Below are 22,889 nucleotides of genomic sequence, written 5' to 3'. Positions count from 1 at the left end.
GCTTGTGGCTTTGCGGCCGATCCTCCCCGTCGCTTGACAGGGGCGGGTCCTCGTGGTCCGAACGCGCCCGGGTATCAGGCCGCGGGCGCGGCGCGCAACGGAGCAGGACGAGGCGTGCGAGACGAAGTGCGACGGGCCGGATGGCGCCTGCGGGCCGGCCTCATGACCGCCCTCCTGCTCGCCGCGGGGATCCAGGCCGCCCCGGCCGCCGCCCAGGGGGCGGTGAAGCAGAGCTTCGACGACTGGCAATTGCGGTGCGAGACGCCGGCCGGCGCCAAGGCGGAGCAATGCGCGCTGGTGCAGTACGTGGCCGCCGAGGATCGCCCTAACCTCACCCTTGTGGTGATCGTGCTCAAGACGGCCGACAACCGCGGCACGCTGCTGCGGGTGGTGGCGCCGCTCGGCATCCTGCTGCCCTCCGGCCTCGGGCTGAAGATCGACCAAGCCGATATCGGCCGCACCCTGTTCGTGCGCTGCCTGTCGACCGGCTGCGTCGCCGAGGTCGTGATGGACGAGAATCTGATCAAGCAGCTGCGCACCGGGCAGCAGGCGACCTTCATCGTCTTCCAGACGCCCGAGGAAGGCGTCGGCATCCCGCTCTCGCTCAAGGGATTCGGCCCCGGCTTCGACAGCCTGCAGTAGCGAGATCCGCATCCGCGAACGAGGTCGCGACGATGACGAACGGTGGTTGGGCAGCGCGGAGCGCCGCGCTCGTGATCTGCGCCGCAGGGCTGGCGGGACCTGCCGCGGCCCAGAGCGACGGCGGCAATCCGTTCATGAACATGTTGCTGTACGGGGGCACAACCAAGCCGCCCGAGGCTCCGGCGAACACCGACGATGTCTACTGCCCGGCGATCGACGTCACCGAGGGGGGCGCCGCCCTCCTGCAGAACGGCAGCGGCGGGCTGCGCAGCCAGATCTCCCTCGGACAGGTGAGCCGCGAATGCACACCGGCCGGGGGCGGTGCGACCCTGGTGCGGGTCGGGGTGCAGGGCCGCGCGCTCCTCGGCCCCAGCGGCGCGCCGGGCCGCTTCGAGGCGCCGGTGACCATCACGGTGAAGCGCGGCAGCGAGGTCTTCGCCCGCCGCAGCCGGCGCGCCGCCGTGACGATCCCGCCGGGCTCGGCGAGCGCCACCTTCGCTTTCGTGGAGGAGGGCATCACGGTCCCGGCCGCCCACGCGCAGGATTTCGAGATCGAGATCGGGCTCGGCGGAGGCGCGGCCAAGCCCGCCCGGCGGCCGCGCAAGCCGGCGGGCTGAGGCGGGGCGCCCGCCGCACCCCCGCCGATGGCCGGCTTCCGCCTCGAACCCCACCCGGGCGATCCGGACTTCACCCGCAGGCTCGTCCTCGACCGCCCGGCCGGCGGGCGCTGGCTCGCCCTGACCTACGCGGGAAGCCGCTTCGACCGGCCCATCCGCCCGATGCTGCGGTTCGTGGCGGCAGACGGGGCCATCACGGAGGCGCTGCTGCCCGGGCCGGTGCTCGGACGGGCCGACTGGATCGGCCCGGTTCCGCCCGGCACCACGGCCATCCTCCTCGCCGCGCCCGAACCGGGCCTGCGCATCGAGGCGGCGCGCCTGCTGCGGCTTCCCGCGGTGCTGGTCCGCGCGGCCCGCCGGCCGGACCGGCTCGCGCTCGCCCTGAGCTTCGCGGCGCGGGGCGACCGGCGGCGCTTCCACAACACCCTGCGCATCGCCGCCGCCGTGACGCCGATGGCGGATTATGCCGCCTGGAAGGCCCGGGAGGCCCGCGCCTTCGAGCCCGCCCTCGACCGGTCGCCGCCCGCGGATCCGCTGCGCATCGGCCTGCTGATCGAGGCCCGGACCGAGGACGCGGAGGCGCTGCGCCGGACCCTGGGGTCGCTTCTGGCGCAGAGCCACCGCGACTGGCGCCTCGCCGTCCGGTGGCACGGCGCGCCCGCCGCCCTGCCGTCGGAACCCCGCGTGTCGCCGATCGACGGCCCCGGCCTGCCCGACGCGGACGCAATCGGCGTCCTGCATCCGGGCGACGTGCTCGCGCCCGACGCGCTGGCGCTGCTGGCCGCCGCCCTGGCGCATCCCTCCCGCCCCGAGATGGTCTACGCGGACGACGAGGTGGCGACGGCGGGCGGCTTGCGGCCGCGCCTCAAGCCCGGCTGGAGCCCCGACCTCGCGCTCGCCACCCTCTATACCGGCCGCCCGACCCTGATCACTCGCGACCTCGTCGCCCGCAGCCGCTGGAGCCCTGCCGACGGCATCCGCACCCTGGCGCTCGCCGCCGCCCTGGCGGTCGCGCCCGACCGCGTCCGGCACGTCGCGCGCATCCTCTGCCGCTGCCCGGCCGAGCCGGAGGCGCATGGGCACGGGGCCGCGCTGGCGCCGATGCTGGCCCGGGCCGGCGTCCCGGCCCGCCCGCGGGAGGAGGGCGGCACGACGGATCTCCTCTGGCCGCTGCCGGACCCGCCGCCGCTGGTCTCGGTGGTGATCCCGACCCGCGACCGGCCGGACCTGATCCGGGTCGCCGTGCGGGGCGTGCTGGAGGAGACCGACTACCCGGCGCTCGAACTCGTCCTCGTCGACAACGGCTCCACCGACCCGGCCGTGGCGGATTTCTACGCGCGCCTCGCCGGGGATCCGCGCGTGCGCCGGCTCGACCGGCCGGGTCCCTTCAATTTCTCGGCGCTCGTCAATGCCGGGGTGGCGGCCTCGCGCGGCGCCGTCGTGGTGCTCCTCAACAACGACGTCGAGGTGCGCGAGGCGCGCTGGCTCGCCGAGATGGTGCGGCTCGCGGTGCGTCCCGGGATCGGCGCGGTGGGCGCGAAGCTCCTCTACGGCAACGGTCGCTTGCAGCACGCGGGCGTCGTGGTGGGCCTCGGCGGCCGGGCCGGCCACATCCTGCGCAACCGCCCGGCCGACACGCCGGGGCATCTCGGGCGCCTGCGCGTCACGCACGAGGTGGCAGGCGTCACCGCGGCCTGCCTCGCCGTCGGCCGTGCGGCCTTCGACCGCGTCGGCGGTTTCGACGCGCAGGCCTTCGCGGTGGACTTCAACGACATCGACTTCTGCCTGCGACTCGGCGCGGAGGGCTTGCGCACGCTCTGGACGCCGCACGCGGTGCTGGCCCACCACGAATCGGTCAGCCGCGGCCCGGCCGTGGGCGCGGCCCGGGAGCGGTTCGAGGCCGAGGCGGCCCGCTTCACGCAGCGCTGGCGCACGGTCATCCGGGACGACCCCTACTATCACCCGGCCCTGTCGGTGACGACGTTCGGGGAGGATCTGGAGTGAGGGCGATGACGCGCCGGGCGGGCGTTGCGGGGCAAGCCGGATGAGGCGGCCCTCGTCCTTTCCGGCGCAGGCCGCCTGCGACGTGCTGCGCTTCGCCGAACCCCTGCGATCCTCGCCGCTGCGCCTCCTCGCCGCGCTGCCGGTGCTGCGGCGCCACCCGGCCGCCGCGCTCGCCATCGCGCGGGCTTGGCTCACCGGGAGGCGGGTGCGGGCGCGCAACCTCGCGGTGGCGCTCCTCGGCGACGCCCATCGGCTGGTGCCGCCCGGCCCGCCGCCGGAGGAGCCGAATCCGGACGCGGCCGAGTTCCTGATCCTCTGCCCGCCCGGACATGCCCTGGTGGCGGGCGCCGGGGTGCGCATCGCCGCCGCCTTCGCGGAGAACCCCGGCCTTCGCGCCCTCTACGGCGATGCGCTGGTGCTCGGCCCGCGCGACGAACCGCTGCTGCCGCTGCTGCGGCCGGCCTTCGACCCGGATTACCTCCTCGCGGTGGACTATATCGGCCCGGTGGTGGCGCTGCGCCGGGCGGCACTCGACCGCGCGCCGGTCCCGGCCGACCTGCCCGCGTTGCTGCTGCGCCTGCACGCCGAGGCCGGGGAGGGGGCCGTGCGCCACCTGCCCGTGCTCCTGTCGGTGTGGCGGCCCTTCGCCGGACAGGACGAGGGCGGCCGAGAGGCGCGGCGCGTCCAGGCGCAGGCCGCCGTTCCCGGGGCCACGGTGGAGACGGGGCCGGACGGCGTGCTCACCCTGCGCCGGCCGCTGCCCGATCCCCTGCCGCTCGCCAGCCTGATCGTGCCGACGCGCGACCGCCTCGACCTGCTGCGCACCTGCCTCGACAGCCTGCGCACGCGGACCGACTGGCCGCACCGCGAGATCATCGTCTGCGACAACGACAGCCGCGAGCCCGCGACGCTGGCCTACCTGCGTGACCTCGAGCGGGAGGGCGTCGCGCGGGTGCTGCCCTGCCCCGGCCCCTTCAATTTCGCGGCCATGAACAACGCGGCGGCGCGAATCGCCCGCGGGCGGCTCCTCGTCTTCGTCAACAACGACGTCGAGGCGTTCCGGCCCGACTGGCTGCGCCGCATGGCCGAGGAGGCGCTGCGGCCCGAGGTCGGGGCGGTGGGCGCGAAGCTCCTCGATGCGGAGGGGCGCATCCAGCACGGCGGCATCGTGCTCGGCACGGGCGGCCTCGTCACCCACGCGCACCGCCACTTTCCTGGCGATGCGCCAGGGTACCTCCACGCCCTGCGGGCGACACACCGCGTCTCGGCCGTGACGGCCGCCTGCCTGGCGGTGGAGGCAGAAAAGTTCCGGGCGGTCGGGGGGTTCGACGCGCAGGCCTTCGCGGTCGATTTCAACGACGTCGACCTGTGTCTGCGGCTCGACCGGGCCGGCTACCGCACCCTCTTGGTGCCGGGCGCGGTGCTGCATCACCGCGAGGCGGCGAGCCGCCGCTGGACCCCGGAGGCACGCGCCCGCCACGAGGCCGAGGTGGCGCGGCTGCGGGAGCGCTGGGGTGCAGCGCTGGCCGCCGACCCGCATTACCACCCGGGCTTCGACCCGCAGGCCGGCACCTACGCGCGGCTGCGGCCCGTCCCCGTACCCGCCGCCATGCGCTGAAAGCAGAACGGGGCCGCCTAACCGGCAGCCCCGTCGCGGAGTAGGAGTGACCGGCGCGCCTACTGGACGAGGCGCGGGCCGCCGCTCTGGACCTTCTCGTTCTCGCCCAGGATGCCGAGGCGGCGCGCCACCTCGGTATAGGCCTCGATCAGGCCGCCGAGATCCTTGCGGAAGCGGTCCTTGTCGAGCTTGTCCTGGCTCTTGATGTCCCAGAGCCGGCAGGAATCCGGAGAAATCTCGTCGGCAACGACGATCCGCATCAGGTCGCCCTCCCACAGGCGCCCGGTCTCCATCTTGAAGTCGACGAGGCGGATGCCGACGCCGAGGAAGAGGCCGGACAGGAAGTCGTTGACCCGGATGGCCAGCGCCATGATGTCGTCGATCTCCTGGGGAGTCGCCCAGCCGAACGCCGTGATGTGCTCCTCCGAAACCATCGGGTCGTTGAGCTGGTCGTTCTTGTAGTAGAACTCGATGATCGAGCGCGGGAGCTGCGTGCCCTCCTCCAGGCCGAGCCGCGTCGCCAGCGAGCCGGCCGCCACGTTGCGCACCACGACTTCGAGCGGGATGATCTCGACCTCGCGGATCAGCTGCTCGCGCATGTTGAGGCGGCGGATGAAATGGGTCGGCACGCCGATGTCGTTGAGATGCTGAAACAGGAACTCGGAGATCCGGTTGTTCAGCACGCCCTTGCCGTCGATCACCTCGTGCTTCTTGGCGTTGAAGGCGGTCGCATCATCCTTGAAGTGCTGGATGAGCGTGCCGGGCTCGGGACCTTCGTAGAGGACCTTCGCCTTGCCCTCGTAGATGCGACGGCGGCGGTTCATAGGCGTGTACCGTGGTTTGAGGAAATCCATGGGGCCGTGGCTCCAGAATACGTGTGAGGCCCGCGGCGCGGCGACCCGCAATCAGGTCGGGCGAGGGACGACTCGAACCGGATCGTCCCTGCAGCCGGTCGCAAACTACCCGAAGCGAGAAGGCAGCACAACGCGTTAGCCCGGTCGCAGGGATGCCTGCCGGGAGCGCGCCAGTGGCATCGGGGACACCATCCGTCCGTGCCGTTCGATGCCGGAATGTGGTCCCGCCGGGTCCGGGTTTCAAGAATCCCCGGATCTCGCGCCGGATAAGCCCGAGCGTCGCGCCTCGACGCCCGTGGCGGCCCGACCTAAGGTCCCGCGGTTCGGCCGGCCGGACCGGAACCCGGCGGCCGGGGCTGGACGACCACGGGGAGGATGCGCATGGCGGAACGGGGTGGAGCGGTCGCGGCGCTGGCCGCGCGGCTGCGGGACGGTCGACCGCTGATCACGGCCTGGAGCGGCATCGCCGAGCCTGCGGTGGCCGGAATCCTCGCGGGCGAGCCGGGCTTCGACGCGGTGGTGCTCGACATGCAGCACGGCGCCCACGACGTCGCCAGCGTCACCCGCTCGGTGCCGCTGATCGCCGCGCGCGGCAAGCCGACCATCGCGCGGGTGCCGGTGGGTGCCTTCAACACGGTCTCGCGGATGTTCGACGCCGGCGTCTCGGCGGTGATCGCCCCCATGGTCAACAGCGTGGAGGATGCCCGGCTGTTCGCGGGCTTCGCCAAGTTCCCGCCGCTCGGCGAGCGGAGCTGGGGGCCGCTGCCGGCGCTGGCCCTCTCGGGGCTCTCGGGCGACCAGTACCTCAAGGAGGCGAACGGGCTGTGCCTCACGCTGGCGATGATCGAGACCCGCGCGGCGCTCGACGCCATCGACGGCATCCTCGGCGTCGAGGGGATCGACGGCGTGTTCATCGGGCCGTCCGACCTGTCGATCGCGCTCTCGGGCGGCGCCGGGCTCGACCCGGACGGAGCCGCGACCCGAGCGGCCCTCGACCATGTGCTCGCGCGCGCCCGGGCGGCGGGCAAGCACATCGGCGTCTACTCCCATTCCGGCCCGCGCGCCCGCGAGCTCGCCGGCCAGGGCTTCGACCTGATCGCGCTGGCGAGCGACGTGGGGCTGCTGCGCGCGGGCGTGCAGGCGGCGCTCAAGGAGGCACGGGGANCCCATTCCGGCCCGCGCGCCCGCGAGCTCGCCGGCCAGGGCTTCGACCTGATCGCGCTGGCGAGCGACGTGGGGCTGCTGCGCGCGGGCGTGCAGGCGGCGCTCAAGGAGGCACGGGGATAGAGCATTTTCCGACGAAGTGGATGCCGGTTCGTCGCAGAAAATGCGGCAAAATCAAAAACCTAGAGCAGGCTTCACGTTTCAACCTGATCGAAGCCTGCTCTAGCCGCGTTATCGGCCAGCGAAGGCCTGGGCGAGGAACAGCCCGGCATGGTGCAGGGCGCCCTCGTCGATGCCGTGGGCGGTGCCGGCCGAGAGGTGCCACTCCACCGGCACCTCGGCCCCGGCGAGGAGGTCGGTGGAGAGGAAGAGGGCCTCCACCGGGATGACGTCGTCCTGGTCGCCATGCACCAGCAGGATCGGCGGGACCGAGCGGATGGCCGGCATCAGGCTCTCCGGTCCCTTGCCCTCCTCGACCACGAGGAGACCCGACAGCCCGACGACCGCGGCGAGCCGGCGCGGGCGGCGCAGGCCGACATGCAGCGCCATCATGCAGCCCTGGCTGAACCCCACCAGCGCGAGGCGGCTCTCGTCGAGGCCGTGGCGGGCGAGTTCGGCGTCCAGGAAGGCGTCGAGACCAGGGGCCGCCCGGTTCACCCCGCGCCAGCGCTCGTGCGGGTCCCGGAAGGTGAGGGGGAACCATTGCCGCCCGAAGCCCTGGAGGCAGGGCTCCGGCGCGTGGGGCGACACGAAGGCGGCGTCCGGCAGGAGCGGCTGCCACGCGCGCCCGAGCTCGATCAGGTCGTTGCCGTCCGCGCCGAAGCCGTGCAGCAGCACCACGAGCTGGCGCGGGGCCCAACCCGAGCGGGGTGGCAGGCGCGGGCCGGTGAGCGTCGTCATCGGGGGCTCCGGTTTCAGGGCTGGATGGGCGCGGCGTCGCGCGCCTTGGCGACCCGGTAATACGCCCAGAGCACCTTGGCGGCGACCCCGCGCCAGGGCCGCCAGCCTTCCGCCCGCTCGGTCAGCGCCGCGGCGCTCGGGCGCGCATCGAGGCCGTCGGCGAGCCGCGCCGCCTCCTGCAGCGCGAGGTCGCCTGCCGGGAAGGCGTCCGGGTGGCCGAGGCAGAAGAGCAGGTAAACGTCCGCGGTCCAGGGGCCGATGCCGCGCACCGCCACCATCAGCCGGTGGGCCTCGTCCGCCGGCAGCGCGTGGAGCGCGTCGAGCGGCAGGCTGCCGGCCGCGACCGCCTCGGCCACCGCCCGCAGGGTGCGGATCTTCGGCCCCGACAGGCCGGCGGCCCGTAGGGCGGCGTCGTCGGCCCCCGCCAGGGTCTCGGCCGTGAGGTCGGGCAGGCTCGCCTTCAGCCGCCCCCAGATCGCGCCCGCGCTCGCGGTGGAGAGCTGCTGGGCCACGATGATGGCGGCCAGTCCCTCGTAGCCCGGCGGGCGCTTGCGCAGGGGCGGCACTGCGCCCTCCGCGACGATGCGGGCCATCACCGGGTCGCAGGCGGCGAGCGCCGCCACGCCCTCGCGCAGCACGTCTTCCGAATCGAGGAGCCGCGCGGGCGGGGCACCATCGACGGCGCGCCTCGCCATCCCCATCTTCGGCTCAAGCCTGCTGCGCCCCATGCCGTCCCGTCCTCCGGTCTTCCGCTTCGCCCCGAGCCCCAACGGGCGCCTGCATCTCGGCCATGCCTACTCGGCTCTCCTGAACGCGGAGATGGCCGGGCGGATGCACGGGCGGCTGCTCGTGCGCATCGAGGACATCGATCCCGTCCGCTGCCGGCCCGACTTGGCGGAGGCGATACTCGCCGACCTGCGCTGGCTCGGGCTGCGCTTCGAGGAGCCGGTACGGCGCCAGTCGGATCATCTCCCGGCCTACGCGACCGCCCTCGCGTCCCTGCGCACGCGGGGCCTCGTCTATCCGTGCCTCTGCTCGCGCAAGGAGATCGCGCAGGCGAGCCTCGGGCGCGACCCGGACGGGGCACCTCTCTATCCGGGCACCTGCTGCGGGCGCGCCGATCTCGCGGAGCGGATCGCCGCGGGCGCGCCGCACGCGTGGCGGCTCGACATGCGGGCGGCCCGCGCCGCCTGTCCGGGCTCGCTCCGCGTCGACACGGTCGACGCGGCCGGCACGCCGGGCGACCGCCCGGCCGATCCCGAGCGCTGGGGCGACGCGGTGCTCGGCCGCAAGGACGTGCCGACGAGCTATCACCTCGCGGTGGTGCTGGACGACGCCGCGCAGGGCGTCACCCACGTGGTGCGCGGCCAGGATCTCGACGCCGCGACCGACCTGCACGTGCTGCTCCAGCGCCTGCTCGGCCTGCCGAGCCCGCGCTACCACCACCACGCGCTCCTGCGCGATCCCGAGGGCGAGAAACTCGCGAAGTCGCGGGGTTCGCTCGCCCTCGCCGACCTGCGGGCGCAGGGCGTGACCGCGGCGGAGATCCGCCGCCGGCTCGGCTTTCCCTGACGCGGGCTCACGCCCGCCTCTCCGCGAAGCGCTCGCGGTAGGCGCTGGGGCTCGTCCCGACGAGGCGCAGGAAGGCACGCCGCAGGGTCTCTTCCGAGCCGAAGCCGCAGCGCGTCGCCGCCGCCGTCACGGGCATCCCCTGTTCGAGCAGGCGGCGCGCCGCCTCGACCCGGATTTCTTCGACCGCGCGGGCGGGCGTGCGCCCGGTGGCCTGCCGGTAGCGGCGCGAAAAGCTGCGCCCGCTCATCGCCGCGCGCTCGGCCAGGACGGTCAGCGACAGGTCGGCCCGCAGATTCTCGCCGATCCAGGCGTGGAGCCGGTCGAAGCGCCCGTCGCCGGACTGGAGCGCCAGGAGGGCGCTGAACTGCGCCTGCCCGCCGGGACGCTTGAGGAAGACGACGAGCTGGCGCGCCACCGCGAGGGCGGCCGGACGGCCGAGATCCTCCTCGACCATCGCGAGCGCGAGGTCGATGCCGGCGGTCACCCCGGCCGAGGTCCAGATCGCGCCGTCGCGCACGAAGATCGGCTCCGGGTCGAGGCGTACGGCCGGGAAGCGGCGCGCGAACTGGGCGCAGCGCTGCCAGTGCGTCACGGCGCGCCGCCCGTCGAGCAGGCCCGCGGCCGCGAGCAGGAAGGCGCCGCTGCACACCGAGGCGACGCGCGGGGCACCCGCGGCCCGCGCGCGGATCCAGGCGAGGAGGGCGGGGTCCTCGCTCGCCGCATCGACGCCCCGCCCGCCCGCCAGCACGAGCGTGTGCGGCGGCGCCCCATCCTCCAGCGGCCCGGCCGCCAGGGCGAGGCCGGCGCTCGACATCACCGGCGTTTCGGCGGCCACGACCACCGGCTCGTAGGGCTTAGCACCCTGCGCGAGGTCATTGGCCGAGGCGAAGACCTGCAACGGCCCCGTCACGTCGAGGAGCTGCACGCCCGGGAAGGCCAGGATCTCGATGCGGCGGACGGCGTTTGGCATGATCCGAGGGGTGTTTGGCGTTTCCGCCAGATCTTGGTGGCGTATGAGGGGGCCGTCAATCCGGGAGCGGTTCCATGACCCTGAACGTCGGCATCCTCGTCTTCCCGCAGGTCCAGCAGCTCGACCTGACCGGTCCCTACGAGGTCTTCGCCTCGACGCCCGACACGCGGGTGCACCTCGTCTGGAAGGATCTGGAACCCGTCGCCTCCGCGACCGGCCTTCCGCTCGTCCCGACCGCGACCTTCGCGACCTGCCCACCCCTCGACGTGCTCTGCGTGCCGGGCGGCGCGGGCGTGAACGCGCTCTTGGAGGACGAGGCGGTGCTGGGCTTCCTGCGCGAGCGGGCCGGGCAGGCGCGCTACGTCACCTCCGTCTGCACCGGCGCGCTGGTGCTGGGCGCCGCCGGCCTCCTCGCCGGCAAGCGAGCCACGACGCACTGGAACGCCCTCGACTTCCTGCCCCGCTTCGGCGCCGAGCCGGTCGAGGCGCGCATCGTTCAGGACGGCACGCTGATCACCGCGGGCGGCGTGACCTCGGGGATCGATTTCGGGCTCGCCGTCGTGGCGGCGTTGCTCGGCCGCGAGGAGGCCGAGACGATCCAGCTCATGCTCGAATACGCCCCCGAGCCGCCCTTCCGGGCCGGAACCCCGCGGGAGGCCCCGGCCGAGATCGTCGCGCGGGCGCGCACCCGCTTCGCCGGATCGCGCGCCGCCCGGGAGGCGATCGTGGCGCGCCTCGGCCCGTTCTGAGCGGGGGGAACCCCTCTCCCGTGCGGGAGAGGGGCAGGGGTGAGGGTCCAGGTGGAGCCGCAGTGAAGCGGAAAGCGCGGTGAGGGGAGCGGGGCGCTTCAAGGTCGCGCTCGAACGGCAGTGCTGGTAGCGGCAGCGTCCCGCCTTCTTGCTGCACCCTCCCGGGACCCTCACCCCTACCCCTCTCCCGCACGGGAGAGGGGATCCCGCACCTCGCTCTCAGCTGGTCGGAAGTCTTTGACGAAGCAGGTTTTCCGAGTGCCGGGACACGATGCGCGAACCCGGCGCCCCGCGCTTGATGCCTCAGCGCATGGCCTCGCGCTGCGCGAGCGCGGGACCGCCGCTCGTCGAGCGCTGGAGCAGGCCGTCGGATTGCTCGCGCTGGCGCCGGAACTCGGCGAGGAGCCGGCCGTCGAGTTCGCGCCCGCGGGGAACGCGGATCTTCATCGGGTCCACGAAGTGGCCGTTGATGATGACCTCGTAGTGCAGATGCGCGCCGGTCGAGAGGCCGGTGGAGCCGACATAGCCGATCACCTGCCCCTGGCGCACCTTGCTGCCGGCCGCGATGCCGCGGCCGAACCGGGACATGTGGTTGTAGGTGGTGACGTAGTCGTTGAGGTGCTGGACCTCGACCCGGCGGCCGTAGCCCGAATCCCACTCGGCCTTCAGCACGGTGCCGTTGCCCGCCGCCACGATCGGCGTGCCGATCGGGACCGACCAGTCCACGCCCGTGTGGAGCTTGGCATAGCCCAGCACCGGGTGGCGGCGGTAGCCGAAGCCCGAGCGCATGATGCCGTCCGCGACCGGCTTGCGGATCAGGAACTTCTTGAGCGAGCGACCGCCCTCGTCGAGGTAGTCGACGGTGCCGTCGTCGGGGGACTGGAAGCGGTAGATGCGCCGGGTCTCGCCCCCGACGCTGAGGGCCGCGTAGAGCAGGTCCGGGCGCTCGGCCGAGCCGCCGGATTCCTCGTCGTAGGTGTAGAGCAGTTCGAGGTTGTCGCCGCTCGCCACGCGCCGCTGGAAATCGACGTCGTAGCCGAAGATCCGCACCAGATCCTCGACCATGCTGCGGGGCAGGTCGTGGCGGGCGGCCGTCTCGTAGAGGCTGGCATAGAGGCGCGCGCCGGTGCCCTCGTCCTCCTCGTCCGCGGCCGGGTCCGTCCGGGGGGCGCTCCCCTCGGTGGGGGGCGGCGCCACCGACACGAAGACGCCGCGGTCGTTCATGGCCGCGATCGCCTCGATGCCGCCCGTCCCGTACAGGATCACCCGGGTGAGCTGGCGCGGATCGCCCGGCTTGGCGCCCGGCCCGATCTGCAGCCGCATCTGCTGGCCCTCGCCGACCGCGCCGGCCTTGGCCCGGCCGCCGAGCGCGGTGAGGATCGGCCGCACCTGCTCGTCGAGGCCGCCATGGGCGCGCAGGACCGCCTCCAGCGTCTCGCCGCGCTTGACGGTGACGTCGCGCTCCTCCACCAGCGGCGCCTCGCGCGAGCGCGCTTCGAGCTTGGGCAGGTCGGTCACGTTCTCGCGCAGGACCCGCACCTCGATCGACTTGAACGGGGAGGGGTCGCGGGCCGCCTCGGCCCCGTCGAGGCCGGGCAGCGTCGCGATGTTGCGCAGCGCGCGCGACAGCATGAGCTGCGGGGCGATCGGCAGGGCGGCGAGGCGCCCGGCCTCGGCGGCGAGGCGCCGCTCCTCCTCGATCTGGGCCGCCACGTCGTCGTCGCCGAGCGCCGGCGCGCCGGCGCCCACCTCCGCCTCGCCGAGGTCGCGCTTGACCACCGAGACGTCCGCATCCGGCGCCTCGCCGGTTCCCGCCTCGGGCGCACGCTCCCCGTTGCCCGGTTCGGCGAAGAACCGCATGGGATCGAAGGGCGGGATGTCGGTGGCGGCGAGGCCCGCCGTGGTCGAGAGCGCGGTGGCGATCCGCACGAAGGGGCGGACCTTGATGATCTCGCGCTCGCCCGCGCGGATCGTCACCGGCGCCCGGAAACTCTGCTTGGCCAGCGCCACCATCGGGTTGCGCACCAGCCGGTCGGCCTTGCGGGCGAGGTTGCTGCCGCCGTCGCTCGGCTGCGGGCGGGCCGCCGTCGCGACCACCTGCGGGGCCTGCGCGAAATGCGTCTCGCCCTGGAGCGCGCAGTAGATCGCCGAGCCGATCAGCCCGGCCCCGGTCATGCCGGTGAGCACGCAGGCCGCCAGCCAGCGCAGGTTGACGTCGCGGCGGTCGGCCTGCGGGGAGACGGCGCCGAGCAGATTGAGGGGCGGCTCGTGACCGGGATCGCCGACCCTCCCGGAGCGGGAGGGCGGTGGCGGGTTCCCGGCCGGTTCGAGACGCGCGCGCTTCACCGTGGCTCCTGCAGGGATGTCGTTGCCGCGTGTCGTGGCCGATCGGGTAAGCGACCATGCTGAGCCCGTGCGCCGAAATCAACCGACGCGTGCCGCGGGACCGAAGACCGATGGGAGAAGCGTGTCGGTCGCCAGCATGTCAGGATTGAGGCGGCCCGGCGCCGTCGCCCCCGTGACCGGGCGGCGATTGACGCTTAAGCTCGCGCCCGCCCATCCGATCCGGAGCCCCCCATGACGCGTCCTCTGCCCGGCCTCCTTCCCGGTCTCCTCGCTGGTTTCCTGGCCGTCCTCGCGCTCGCGCCCCAGGCCGCGCTCGCCCATGGCGGCCACAGCGAGGCCGCGGGGTTCTCGGCCGGGTTCGCTCATCCGCTCGGCGGGGCCGACCACGTGCTGGCGATGGTGGCGGTGGGGCTGCTCGCGGCGTTGCGCGGAGGGCGGGCGCTGTGGGCGCTGCCGCTGGCCTTCTTAGGGATGATGACCCTCGGCGGCCTGCTCGGCGCCCTCGGCTTCGGCCTGCCCTACGTGGAGGGGGCGATCGGGGTCTCGGTCGTGGTCTTCGGCCTCGCGGTGGCGGCGGGCGCGGGCCTGCCCGTCGCGGGCCTCGCCGCTACGGTGGGTTTTTTCGCGGTCTTTCACGGCCATGCCCACGGGGTCGAGATGCCGGAGACCGCCTCCGGCCTCGCCTACGGCGCGGGCTTCGTCCTCGGCACGGCGCTCCTGCACGCGGCCGGCCTGGGCCTTGGCCTTCTCGGCGGGCGCCTGCGGAGCGCGGCTCCCCTGGCCGGGGCCGCGGTGGCCCTGGCGGGCGTGGCGCTCCTGGTGCGGTTGGTCTGAGCGGGCACTCAGCCCGGATTCGTCGCCGTCACGAGCCAGCAGGACGCGGCGAGGCGCACCGGCCGGGTGCGCGGCATCGCCGCCAGTACGGCCGCATGGGCGCGCGCCCGGGTCTCGGGGTCGAGATCGCGCATCAGGGCAGAGACCGGACCGATGGTGAGGGCGAAGCGCGCGGCCTCCTCCGGGTCCTGCCCGACCGTGATGGCGCGGTCGATCCGCTCGGCCGCCACCGCGGCGAAGCCCGCCTCCGCCAGGAGGGCCGTGAGGAGGTCCGCGTCGGCGAACCGAAACGGCCCCGGCGCGCCTTCGGGCAGGGGGTCGGGCGGCGGCACCACCGTGAGGGCGGCCTCGCGCGGCAGCGTCACCCATTCGTTCTCGTGTGGGCCGCGCCAGCACAGCACGCCGAGCCGCCCGCCGGCCCGCAAGGCCCGGCGCAGATTCGCGAAGGCGGCCCGCGAATCCTCGAAGAACATCACTCCGAACCGCGACAGGACGAGGTCGTAGTCGGGCGCGAATCCGACCGCCTGCGCGTCGCCCTCGATCCAGGTGACCGGCGCGCCCTGCGATGGACGGCCGCGCGCGCGGGCCAGCATCGGGCGGGAGAGATCGAGCCCGGCGGCGTGGCCGCCGGGGGCGATGCGGGCGGCGGCGAGCAGGGTGGTCTCGCCGCACCCGCAGCCGATATCGAGGACGCGCAGGCCCGGCCGCAGGTCGAGCCGGTCGAGGAAGGCATCCGTGAGGGGCGCGAACGCGGCATCGAGGTCGGCCTGCATCCGCGCCCAGCGCTCGCCCACTTCGCCGTTCCAGTACTCGGCCTGCGGCATCAAATCGGGCATGGGCGTGTCTCCGGTCGGCGCGCGGCGGTAGGAGGCACGCCGCGCCGGGCCTCATATGGAGGGCATGACGTCATGGACGAGGTGGGAATGGACAGGCCGCTGAGCGCGCAGGAGATCTGCGCCGGCCTCGCGGCGATCGGGCAGGTGGCGGCGCGCCATTCGGACCCGCACCGGACCATCCGGGCGAGCCTCGCGCCGGACGGCATCGCGGTCGAGGGGTTTCGCGGCCCGAAACGCATCGACGGGTTCGTCATCCCGCTGCGCGATCTCGCGCGGCGGCCGGGCTACCTGCTGGCGCACGAGGTCGAACGCTTCGCCGGCCGGATCTGAGCGGCCCCGCGCCTCTTCCCGGGATCAGCCGTGGTGGGGCTCGCCGGGGGCGAAGCGCGGCGCCGCCCCGCGGTCGATGGCCGCCCGCACCCGGTCGGCCAGTTCGGATTTCCGATAGGGCTTGCCCAGCACGTCCATGGTCGGCGCGGCCGGTCCCTCGGCCACCAGATCCTCGGTGTAGCCGGTGGTCAGGAGCACCGGCAGGTCCGGACGGCGGCCGCGCGCCGCCGCGACGAGGCCGAGTCCGTCGAGGCCGCCCGGCATCACGATGTCGGAGAAGAGCAGGGCGATGCCTGGCTCCGCCTCGATGACCCTCAGCGCCTCCCGCCCGTCGCGGGCGAGCAGCACCGTGTAGCCGAGATCCTCCAGGTACTCGCTGGCGAGCGAGCGCACGTCGTCGCTGTCCTCCACCACCAGCACCGTCTCGCTGCCGCGGCGCGGGCGGTGGCTGCTCGGCGCGGGCGCCGCCTCGGCGGCGGCATCGCTCGCCGGGAAGATCATCGAGACGGTGGTGCCGCACCCCTGGCGGCTCGCGATCTCCAGCCGCCCGAGCGATTGCTGCACGAAGCCGTGCACCATCGCGAGGCCGAGGCCGGTCCCCCGGGCGGCGCCCTTGGTCGAGAAGAACGGCTCGGTCGCCCGCGCGATCACGTGCGGGGGCATGCCCTCGCCCTCGTCCACCACCCGCAGCGCCACGTACCGGCCCGGCGGCAGGCCCTGGGCCACCACGTCGCCCTCGACCGTCACCGGGGCGGTCGCGATCGTCACGGTCCCGCCCTTCGGCATCGCGTCCCGGGCGTTGAGGAGCACGTTGAGCAGTGCCACCTCCAGATGCGTGCGGTCGAGGGTGACGGCGGGCAGGCCGGGCGCGAGGTCGAGCCTCACCGTGATCGCGTCCCCGAGCGTGCTCCCGATCACCTCGGCGAAGGCCAGAATCAGGGCGTCGAGCGCGAGCGCCTTGGGTTCGAGCCGCGTCTCGCGGGCGAAGGCGAGGAGCTGCTGGGTGAGCTTCGCGCCCCGCTCGGCGGCCTGGAGGGCGCGGTTGATCTGGCGCGCCGGCCGCTCCTCGGAAACCGCCTGGATCGCCATCTCCAGGTTGCCGGTGACGACCTGCAGCAGGTTGTTGAAATCGTGCGCCAGCCCGGCCGTGAGCTGGCCGATGGCATCCATCTTCTGCGCCTGCCGGAAGGCCTGCTCCGAGGCCCAGCGCCGCGTCACGTCGAGCTGCGAGGCGACGAAGTACAGGACGTCGCCCGCCTCGTCGAACACAGGTCCGATGAACACGCTGTTCCAGAACGGCGTGCCGTCGCGCTTGTAGTTCAGGATCTCGGTGGCGAAGGCGCGCCGGGCCATCACGGCGTCGCGCAGCTCGTCCACCGTCCGCCGGTTGGTCTGGGCGCCCTGCAGGAAGCGGCAGTTGCGGCCGATGAGTTCGGATTCCTCGTAGCCCGTGAGGTCCTGGAAGGCGCGGTTGGCGAAGATGATCGGGTTATCGGGCTGGCGCGGATCCGTGAGGATCATCGGCATCCGGGTCATTTCGATCGCCGCGAAGTAGACGCTTCCGCGCTCATCGAGGCCCGGACGGGTGACGGTGGCGGATCGCAGGTGCGGGCTCGGCCGGGCGCCCGGCCCCGGTGCCGGAAAACCCTCAGGCCCGTCCCCACACCCGTTCGTCTGCTCGTCCTCGCTCAATCCAGCACCTGGCCTGATCCGTCCGAAGTCTGGCACCCATCCGGGCGCAAGGTGCGCGTGGGCGGGCATCCCCTACGTCGCAGGCAGGATATAGGATCGTCGCGCATCAGAACGAGCGCGCGTTGTCACGGGAAGGGCCGGTCTCGCCCCGCGAATGAGAACCCGCGTGGAATTCCCCGATTTCGCGCCGCCTCGCCGCTTGCGGCCCACGTGAGCCGTCGCTATAAGCCCCCACGTCGGCGCCGCCGACGCTTCGGAGTGTAGCGCAGTCTGGTAGCGCACCACGTTCGGGACGTGGGGGTCGCAGGTTCAAATCCTGCCACTCCGACCAAAATTCCCGAGATTCCACGAACTTTCCTCATAGCGTGAACCGGCGGCGGGCGGGATGGTGCGCGCGAGCGGGGCGCCGAGCCTGCTTGCGACGCGGTGTTTCCTCCCGCTCCTCCGTCGTTGGCCGAGCGGGTCTCAGCCCTTGACCGGGCCGCCCCGCGGCGAGGACGTCTGCGCCTCGACAGTGCCGTCGCTCCGGTGCCACGATGCGGATCCGGGCAAGCCGCACGCCACGATCCTCGGAGCTTCAGGCCGAACGGGGCTCCGCGGCAGGGGCTTCCCGGATCCGGACGGGTTCGGCCGCGAGCGCAGCCGCAGCGCTCGCCGGCGAGGTGTTCAGCGTGAGCCAACCCTCTGCACGCCGCCTTCCTTTCGCCGGAGCCGTCGCCGGCCGATCGCTGTTCGCCAAATACCTCGTCGCGCTGTTCACCGCCGTCGTGGTCCCGCTCCTGGCGAATGGCGCCACGGAGGCGTGGTTCGGCTACCGCGACCAGCGCGCGCAGCTGGACGAACTCCTGGGCGTGGAGGCGCGGGCGGCCTCCTCCCGCATCCAGAGCTTCATCGACGGCATCCGGGATCAGCTCGGATGGGTGGTCCAGCTGCCCTGGACGCCCGGCGCCGAGGAGCGCCAGCGGCTGGATGCGCTGCGCCTGCTGCGGCAGGTCCCTGCGATCGTGAGCCTCACGCTGGTCGACGGGGAGGGGAGGGAGCGGCTCCACGTCTCGCGGGTAGGGCTCAACCGGATCGGCAGCGGCGTCGACCGGTCCGGGGAGGCCGCGGTCGCCGGGGCGAAGGCGGCGCGCCGCTGGTACGGGCCGGTCACCTATTTTCGCGGCTCCGAGCCCTTCATGACGATCGCGGTGGCCGGCAACCGCGCGGCCGTGGGCATCGCGGTCGCGGAGATCAACCTGAAGCTGATCTGGGACGTGATCTCGGCCATCCGCATCGGGCGGACCGGGCAGGCCGTCGTGCTGGACGGCCCCGGCCGCGTGATCGCGCATCCCGACATCAGCCTCGTCCTGCGTGGCGACGACGAGGCGGTGGCCCGTCCCCTGGCGCAGCTGCGCGACGTCGTCCGGGCGGCGGGCGGCGCTGCTGCGATCGGACGGGACGGGAGCGGGGCGGCCGTCATCGCCGCGCTGGCGCCGGTGCCGGGCGTTGACTGGACCGTGATCGTCAGCCAGCCGCTCGCCGAGGCCTTCGGCCCCATCTACGACGCGCTGTGGCGCACCGGGGCGCTGCTGCTCCTCGGCACCGTCTTCGCGGGTCTGCTCGCCATCTGGCTCGCCCGCCGGATGACCGGTCCGATCCGCCTGCTGGAACAGGGGACCGAGCAGATCGGCGCCGGGCATTTCGAGCACAGGATCGCGATCGATTCCGCCGACGAACTCGGCCGGCTCGCGGACCGCTTCAACGTCATGGCGGGCGAACTCGCCCTCTCGCGCGACCGGCAGGAGCGCATCGCGCGGCTCAAGCGCTTCCTGGCGCCGCAGGTGGCGGAACTCGTCGATCGCGCGGGCGACGACAGCGTGCTCGAAGGCCGCCGCCAGGAGGTCGCGGTGATCTTCGGGGACCTGCGCGGCTTCACCGCCTTCTCGGCGCGGACGCCGCCCGAGGAGGTGCTGCACGTGCTCGACGCCTATTTCGCAGCGCTCGGCCGGGCCATCACGGCGCACGGCGCCACGCTGATCTCCTTCTCGGGCGACGGCCTCATGGTGCTGGTCAACGCCCCCGTGCTCCGCCCCGACCCTGGCCGGACCGCTCTCGAACTCGCCCTCGCCATGCAGGATGGGGTTCAGGCGCTGGTCACGGGCTGGGGGGCCAGGGGTTACGCGATCGGCTTCGGCGTCGGTGCCGCGATGGGGCCGGCCACCGTCGGGCGGATCGGCTACGAGAGCCGGTTCGACTACACGGCGATCGGGCCGGTGGTGAACCTCGCGGCCCGGCTCTGCGCCGCCGCCGCGGACCGGCAGATCCTGGTGGACGCCACGCTGGCCGGCGAGGCGCGGGACTGGGCCGAGGTCGTGCCGCTCGGGGCGCAGCCCCTGAAGGGCCTCTCGGAGCGCACGCCGGTCTTCGCGGTCGCCCGGCGCGCCGCGGCGACCGGCACGGGTGCGGCTTGACTGGTACAGAGACCGCGCCGTCGGCCGGCAGCGCGGACCCGGGTCACTCGATCACCATGTCGGCGCTCGTCAGGATCGACGCCGGGACGCTGAGGCCGAGGCGGGCGGCGGCCTCCAGGTTGACGAACAGCTCGACCTTGGTGACGAGCTGGACCGGCAGTTCGGCCGGTACCTCGCCCTTGAGGATCCGCCCCGCGTAGCGGCCGGTGTGCCGGTGCGACTGCTCGAAATCGCCCCCGTAGCTCATCAGCCCGCCGGCGAGCGGGAAGTCGCGCGACTGCGTGACTGCCGGCACGGCGTGGCGCATCGCGAGTTCGGCCAGCCGCTGGCTGCGATAGGCGAAGTAGGGGTCCGACGAAAAAACCAGGCCGGCCGCGCCCAGCCGGCGGGTCTCGGTGAACAGGGCGTCGAATTCGACCTCGGCCCGGGCCTGCAGCACGTGCAACTCGACGCCGAGGCTGGCCGCGGCCGCCTTCAGGTCCCTCACCTGCGAGCGCGAGGTGGGGCTCGTCGGGTTCACGGCCGCCGCCCAGGCGGGGGCCCTCGGCAGCAGCTCGTGCATGAATTCGAGCCGCTTGGGCGTCACCCCCACGCTCAGGCTCGACACGCCCGTGAGGTTGCCTCCCGGCCGCGACAGGCTCGCCACCACGCCGAGCGCGATCGGATCGCCCCCCAGTTCGATCACGACGGGGATCGTCGTGCTGGCGGCCTTCGCGGCGAGCACGACCTCGGCCCCGCCGGGCGCGACGATGGCGGTGACGCCCTGCGCGGCGAGCTCGGCGGCGAGCGCCGGCAGGCGGTCGTACTGGCCGTCCGCCCAGCGGTACGCGATGACGACGTTGCGCCCCTCGACATAGCCGGCCTCGTCCAGCCCCTTGCGAAAGGCGTCGAGGCGGCTGGCGTAGCGTTCGGGCGTTTCCGAACCGAGATAACCGATCACCGGCATCGCCGGCCCCTGTCCGAACGCCCCCGACGGAACCAGGGCCGTGCCGGCGAGGCCCGCGATGACGTCTCGCCGCCGCAGCGCCGCAGCGGCGCCGCGCCGGTGGTCCGACCGGGTCGGGGACGTGGCTGAACCGGCGATCATCGCCCCACCATCCTCGGGGCGCCCTGCCGCGCCGCTCGCAGAATCCGGATCGGGCCGGCACCGCAGGGCCCGCGCGCATTCTGGCGCCCGCGCTCCGCGTCGTCCACCCGATCGGTGCGGGGGTGGCCCGGCGGCGCACGGCTTTTCCAAGCATGGAGAAGCGCCCCGCGGAAGGCCGCGGGGCGCTCGGTCGTCGCGGTGGCGTCGCGCGCCATGCTCAGGCGGCGCGCACCCCGGCCAGGAAGGCGCCGACCTCGCGGGTCAGGTTCTCGGAGTGGCGCGCCAGATCCTGAGCGGCACCGAGCACCTGAGTCGCCGCCGCACCGGTCGAGCCGGCGGCGTCGCGGACATCCGCGATGCTGCCGGTGACCTGGCCGGTGCCGCTCGCGGCCTCCTGCACGTTGCGGGCGATTTCCTCGGTGGCGGCGCCCTGCTCCTCCATGGCCGCCGCGATCGCGGCCGAGACCGAGGCCATCTCGGCGATGGTCCGGCCGATGCCCCGGATCGCCCCGACCGACTGGTGGGTGGCCTCCTGGATCGCCCGGATCTGGCTGGCGATGTCTTCGGTAGCGCGGGTGGTCTGGCCCGCCAGCGCCTTGACCTCGGCGGCCACCACCGCGAAGCCGCGGCCCGCCTCGCCGGCCCGCGCCGCCTCGATGGTCGCGTTCAGCGCCAGAAGGTTGGTCTGCCCCGCGATGGTGCTGATCATGCCGACGATCGCGTCGATCCGCTCGGCCGCGGAGGCGAGCTGCCCGACCAGGGCGTCCGTCCGGTCGGCCTCCTCGGCGGCCTGATGGGCGATGCGCGCGGACTGGCCGACCTGCTGGCCGATCTCGCGGATCGAGGCGGACATCTCCTCGCTCGCCGCCGCGACCGTCTGGACGTTGGCCGAGGTCTGCGCGGCCGCCCCCATGGCGGTCGCCGATTGATGCGCCGTGTGCGCGGCGGTGGCGGTCATCGCGCGGGCCGTGGCCTCCATCTCGGTCGCGGCGCCGGCGAGACCCTGGGTCAGGATCGACACGTTCTGCTCGAAGCCGCGGGTGACGTGGTCGAGCCGTTCGGCGCGCCGCATCTTCGCGTCGGCCTCCACGGCGGAGCGCTCGTCGGCCGCCTGCTTGGCGATCAGGGCGTCCTGGAAGACCTGGACGGCGCGCGCCATGGCGCCGAGCTCGTCCCGGCGCTGAAGGGCCGGCACGCTCACGCCGAGATCGCCCGCGGCGAGCCGCTGCATCGCCTGGGTCATGGCGGTGAGCGGCCGGGCCACGCCCTGGCCGACGCGCCACGCGAGCACGCCGCCGATCGCCAGCGCGGCCGCGCCGATGCCGAGCACGAACAGGCGCAGCTCGCCGGCCTCGGCGCTCACCGTCGTCATGAAGTGCTGCTGCTGACGGACGGCGCTAGCCCTGGCCTCGCTGCCGAGCGCCACCAGCGCGTCGCCCGAGAGCTTCAGGGCCAAGAAGGTGCGATCGACCTCGGCCGAGCCCGTGACGACGCCCTCGAGCGCCGCCTTGAACGCCGGCAGCTTCGCCTGCACGACCTTGAGCGCCCCTTGGAGCGCCCCTTGGAGCGCCCCCTCGCCGTCGAGGCGGGCGAGGGCGGCGAGCTCGCGGGCGTAGCGCGCGGCCTCGACGGCGGCCGTGTCGGCATCGGCCGGATTGCTGCCGATGCGGAACTGCGCGACGGCGACCATGGCGCTCTGAAGGGCGCGGTCGGCGCGGAACGCCGCGGCCGCGAGGTCGGGCGACCGGGCGCCGCGTTCCGCCATGGCGTAGCCGGCGTTCGACAGCACGGCGCCGTGCTTCACCACGTCGGCCAGGGCGGCCTTGCGCGATTGCAAGGCCCCGATCAGCGCCTCGGCGCCGGAGACGTAGCCCTGGACCCGGGCCTTGATGGCCTGGGACTCGGCATCGCCCGACCGGCCGAGGCGCTCGCCCTCGGCGGTCAGCGTCGCAAGGCCGGTCTTCAGCTCGGCAAGCATCTCGCCCTGTTCGGAGCGCGCGTAGTTGAGGACGAGGCGCCGGGTGTTGTTCAGGAGGAGTTCGAACGTGCTGGCGCCCTCTGCGGCCTGGACCCGGGCGCCGGCCTCGGCGACCCCGCCGGTGAGGGAGCTCACGCCCCGGAAGGTGGCCAGCGCCGAGACGCAGAGCAGCAGCAGCACCACGCCGAAGCCGGCCAGGATGCGCTGGGCGACCGTGAGACGGTCGAGACGAAGACGGGACAA

Annotated in this window: 18 protein-coding genes, 1 tRNA gene and 1 pseudogene; 11 read left to right on the top strand and 9 right to left on the bottom strand. The window is 73.8% G+C overall.

Annotated features, from left to right (window positions below; translation table 11 throughout):
- Positions 1 to 162 precede the first annotated feature (162 nt).
- From ACKUB9_RS11605 to ACKUB9_RS11590, 4 genes are read left to right on the top strand one after another with little or no spacing between them, the layout of a single operon-like run.
- Positions 163 to 642: an invasion associated locus B family protein gene (locus ACKUB9_RS11605; RefSeq protein ID WP_407522076.1), complete on the top strand. Its 480-nt coding sequence runs from the start codon at positions 163 to 165 to the stop codon at positions 640 to 642.
- Positions 643 to 674: 32 nt separating this feature from the next.
- Positions 675 to 1,259 carry a hypothetical protein gene (locus tag ACKUB9_RS11600; RefSeq protein WP_407522000.1) on the top strand — a complete coding sequence of 195 codons (585 nt, stop codon included), beginning with the start codon at positions 675 to 677 and terminating at the stop codon, positions 1,257 to 1,259.
- 27 nt (positions 1,260 to 1,286) lie between these two features.
- Positions 1,287 to 3,263, top strand: a complete 1,977-nt coding sequence (locus tag ACKUB9_RS11595) for a glycosyltransferase family 2 protein (RefSeq protein WP_407521998.1) — start codon at positions 1,287 to 1,289, stop codon at positions 3,261 to 3,263.
- Between the two features lie 40 nt (positions 3,264 to 3,303).
- The gene (locus ACKUB9_RS11590; protein WP_407521996.1) at positions 3,304 to 4,881 is read left to right on the top strand and encodes a glycosyltransferase; all 1,578 of its coding nucleotides are present in this window, start codon (positions 3,304 to 3,306) and stop codon (positions 4,879 to 4,881) included.
- Between the two features lie 59 nt (positions 4,882 to 4,940).
- Here the strand turns inward: ACKUB9_RS11590 and purC are convergent, their stop codons facing one another.
- Positions 4,941 to 5,735: a phosphoribosylaminoimidazolesuccinocarboxamide synthase gene (gene purC / locus ACKUB9_RS11585; protein ID WP_238235646.1), complete on the bottom strand. Its 795-nt coding sequence runs from the start codon at positions 5,733 to 5,735 to the stop codon at positions 4,941 to 4,943.
- Between the two features lie 381 nt (positions 5,736 to 6,116).
- Between purC and ACKUB9_RS11580 the strand changes: the two are divergent.
- Positions 6,117 to 6,899 (top strand): annotated as a pseudogene (locus ACKUB9_RS11580) (HpcH/HpaI aldolase family protein); the annotation flags it as partial.
- Positions 6,900 to 7,130: 231 nt separating this feature from the next.
- Here ACKUB9_RS11580 and ACKUB9_RS11575 read toward each other — a convergent pair.
- Positions 7,131 to 7,799 (bottom strand): alpha/beta hydrolase, encoded by a 669-nt coding sequence (locus ACKUB9_RS11575; RefSeq protein ID WP_407521991.1) that lies wholly within the window; start codon positions 7,797 to 7,799, stop codon positions 7,131 to 7,133.
- A gap of 14 nt (positions 7,800 to 7,813) precedes the next feature.
- Entirely contained in the window at positions 7,814 to 8,494 is a 681-nt protein-coding gene (locus ACKUB9_RS11570; RefSeq protein ID WP_407521989.1) for a DNA-3-methyladenine glycosylase family protein, read from the bottom strand.
- 31 nt (positions 8,495 to 8,525) lie between these two features.
- Here ACKUB9_RS11570 and gluQRS point away from each other — a divergent pair, with 31 nt between their 5' ends.
- Complete coding sequence (gluQRS, locus tag ACKUB9_RS11565) at positions 8,526 to 9,371, top strand: tRNA glutamyl-Q(34) synthetase GluQRS (RefSeq protein WP_407521987.1); 846 nt, start codon at positions 8,526 to 8,528, stop codon at positions 9,369 to 9,371.
- 7 nt (positions 9,372 to 9,378) lie between these two features.
- On the opposite strand, the gene ACKUB9_RS11560 is transcribed toward gluQRS, so the two are convergent.
- Positions 9,379 to 10,341, bottom strand: coding sequence for a GlxA family transcriptional regulator (locus tag ACKUB9_RS11560; protein ID WP_407521984.1), 963 nt, complete (start codon positions 10,339 to 10,341; stop codon positions 9,379 to 9,381).
- A gap of 74 nt (positions 10,342 to 10,415) precedes the next feature.
- Between ACKUB9_RS11560 and ACKUB9_RS11555 the strand changes: the two genes are divergently transcribed.
- Complete coding sequence (locus ACKUB9_RS11555) at positions 10,416 to 11,090, top strand: DJ-1/PfpI family protein (RefSeq protein ID WP_407521982.1); 675 nt, start codon at positions 10,416 to 10,418, stop codon at positions 11,088 to 11,090.
- A 303-nt stretch (positions 11,091 to 11,393) separates the two neighbouring features.
- Here ACKUB9_RS11555 and ACKUB9_RS11550 read toward each other — a convergent pair whose 3' ends face one another.
- A complete protein-coding gene (locus ACKUB9_RS11550) occupies positions 11,394 to 13,436 on the bottom strand; it encodes a M23 family metallopeptidase (protein WP_407521980.1) in 2,043 nt (680 codons plus the stop codon).
- A gap of 231 nt (positions 13,437 to 13,667) precedes the next feature.
- Between ACKUB9_RS11550 and ACKUB9_RS11545 the strand changes: the two genes are divergently transcribed.
- A complete protein-coding gene (locus ACKUB9_RS11545; RefSeq protein ID WP_407521978.1) occupies positions 13,668 to 14,270 on the top strand; it encodes a HupE/UreJ family protein in 603 nt (200 codons plus the stop codon).
- A gap of 8 nt (positions 14,271 to 14,278) precedes the next feature.
- Here the strand turns inward: ACKUB9_RS11545 and ACKUB9_RS11540 are convergent, their stop codons facing one another.
- Positions 14,279 to 15,106, bottom strand: a complete 828-nt coding sequence (locus ACKUB9_RS11540) for a class I SAM-dependent methyltransferase (RefSeq protein WP_407521976.1) — start codon at positions 15,104 to 15,106, stop codon at positions 14,279 to 14,281.
- Between the two features lie 87 nt (positions 15,107 to 15,193).
- Between ACKUB9_RS11540 and ACKUB9_RS11535 the strand changes: the two genes are divergently transcribed.
- Entirely contained in the window at positions 15,194 to 15,436 is a 243-nt protein-coding gene (locus ACKUB9_RS11535; protein WP_407521974.1) for a hypothetical protein, read from the top strand.
- A gap of 24 nt (positions 15,437 to 15,460) precedes the next feature.
- Here ACKUB9_RS11535 and ACKUB9_RS11530 read toward each other — a convergent pair whose 3' ends face one another.
- Positions 15,461 to 17,128 (bottom strand): histidine kinase famiy protein, encoded by a 1,668-nt coding sequence (locus tag ACKUB9_RS11530; protein ID WP_407521972.1) that lies wholly within the window; start codon positions 17,126 to 17,128, stop codon positions 15,461 to 15,463.
- A 254-nt stretch (positions 17,129 to 17,382) separates the two neighbouring features.
- On the opposite strand from ACKUB9_RS11530, the gene ACKUB9_RS11525 reads away from it, so the two are divergent.
- Positions 17,383 to 17,459, top strand: a tRNA-Pro gene (locus ACKUB9_RS11525).
- Between the two features lie 340 nt (positions 17,460 to 17,799).
- Positions 17,800 to 19,581: a cache domain-containing protein gene (locus ACKUB9_RS11520; RefSeq protein WP_407521970.1), complete on the top strand. Its 1,782-nt coding sequence runs from the start codon at positions 17,800 to 17,802 to the stop codon at positions 19,579 to 19,581.
- Between the two features lie 43 nt (positions 19,582 to 19,624).
- On the opposite strand, the gene ACKUB9_RS11515 is transcribed toward ACKUB9_RS11520, so the two are convergent.
- Positions 19,625 to 20,605 carry an ABC transporter substrate-binding protein gene (locus ACKUB9_RS11515; protein ID WP_407522073.1) on the bottom strand — a complete coding sequence of 327 codons (981 nt, stop codon included), beginning with the start codon at positions 20,603 to 20,605 and terminating at the stop codon, positions 19,625 to 19,627.
- Between the two features lie 280 nt (positions 20,606 to 20,885).
- On the bottom strand, positions 20,886 to 22,889 hold the full coding sequence (locus tag ACKUB9_RS11510) for a methyl-accepting chemotaxis protein (protein ID WP_407522071.1): 2,004 nt from the start codon (positions 22,887 to 22,889) through the stop codon (positions 20,886 to 20,888).

It is taken from the genome of Methylobacterium oryzisoli (genome assembly GCF_046557895.1).
Lineage (GTDB): Bacteria > Pseudomonadota > Alphaproteobacteria > Rhizobiales > Beijerinckiaceae > Methylobacterium > Methylobacterium oryzisoli.
This window is presented reverse-complemented; position numbering and strand designations above follow the sequence as displayed.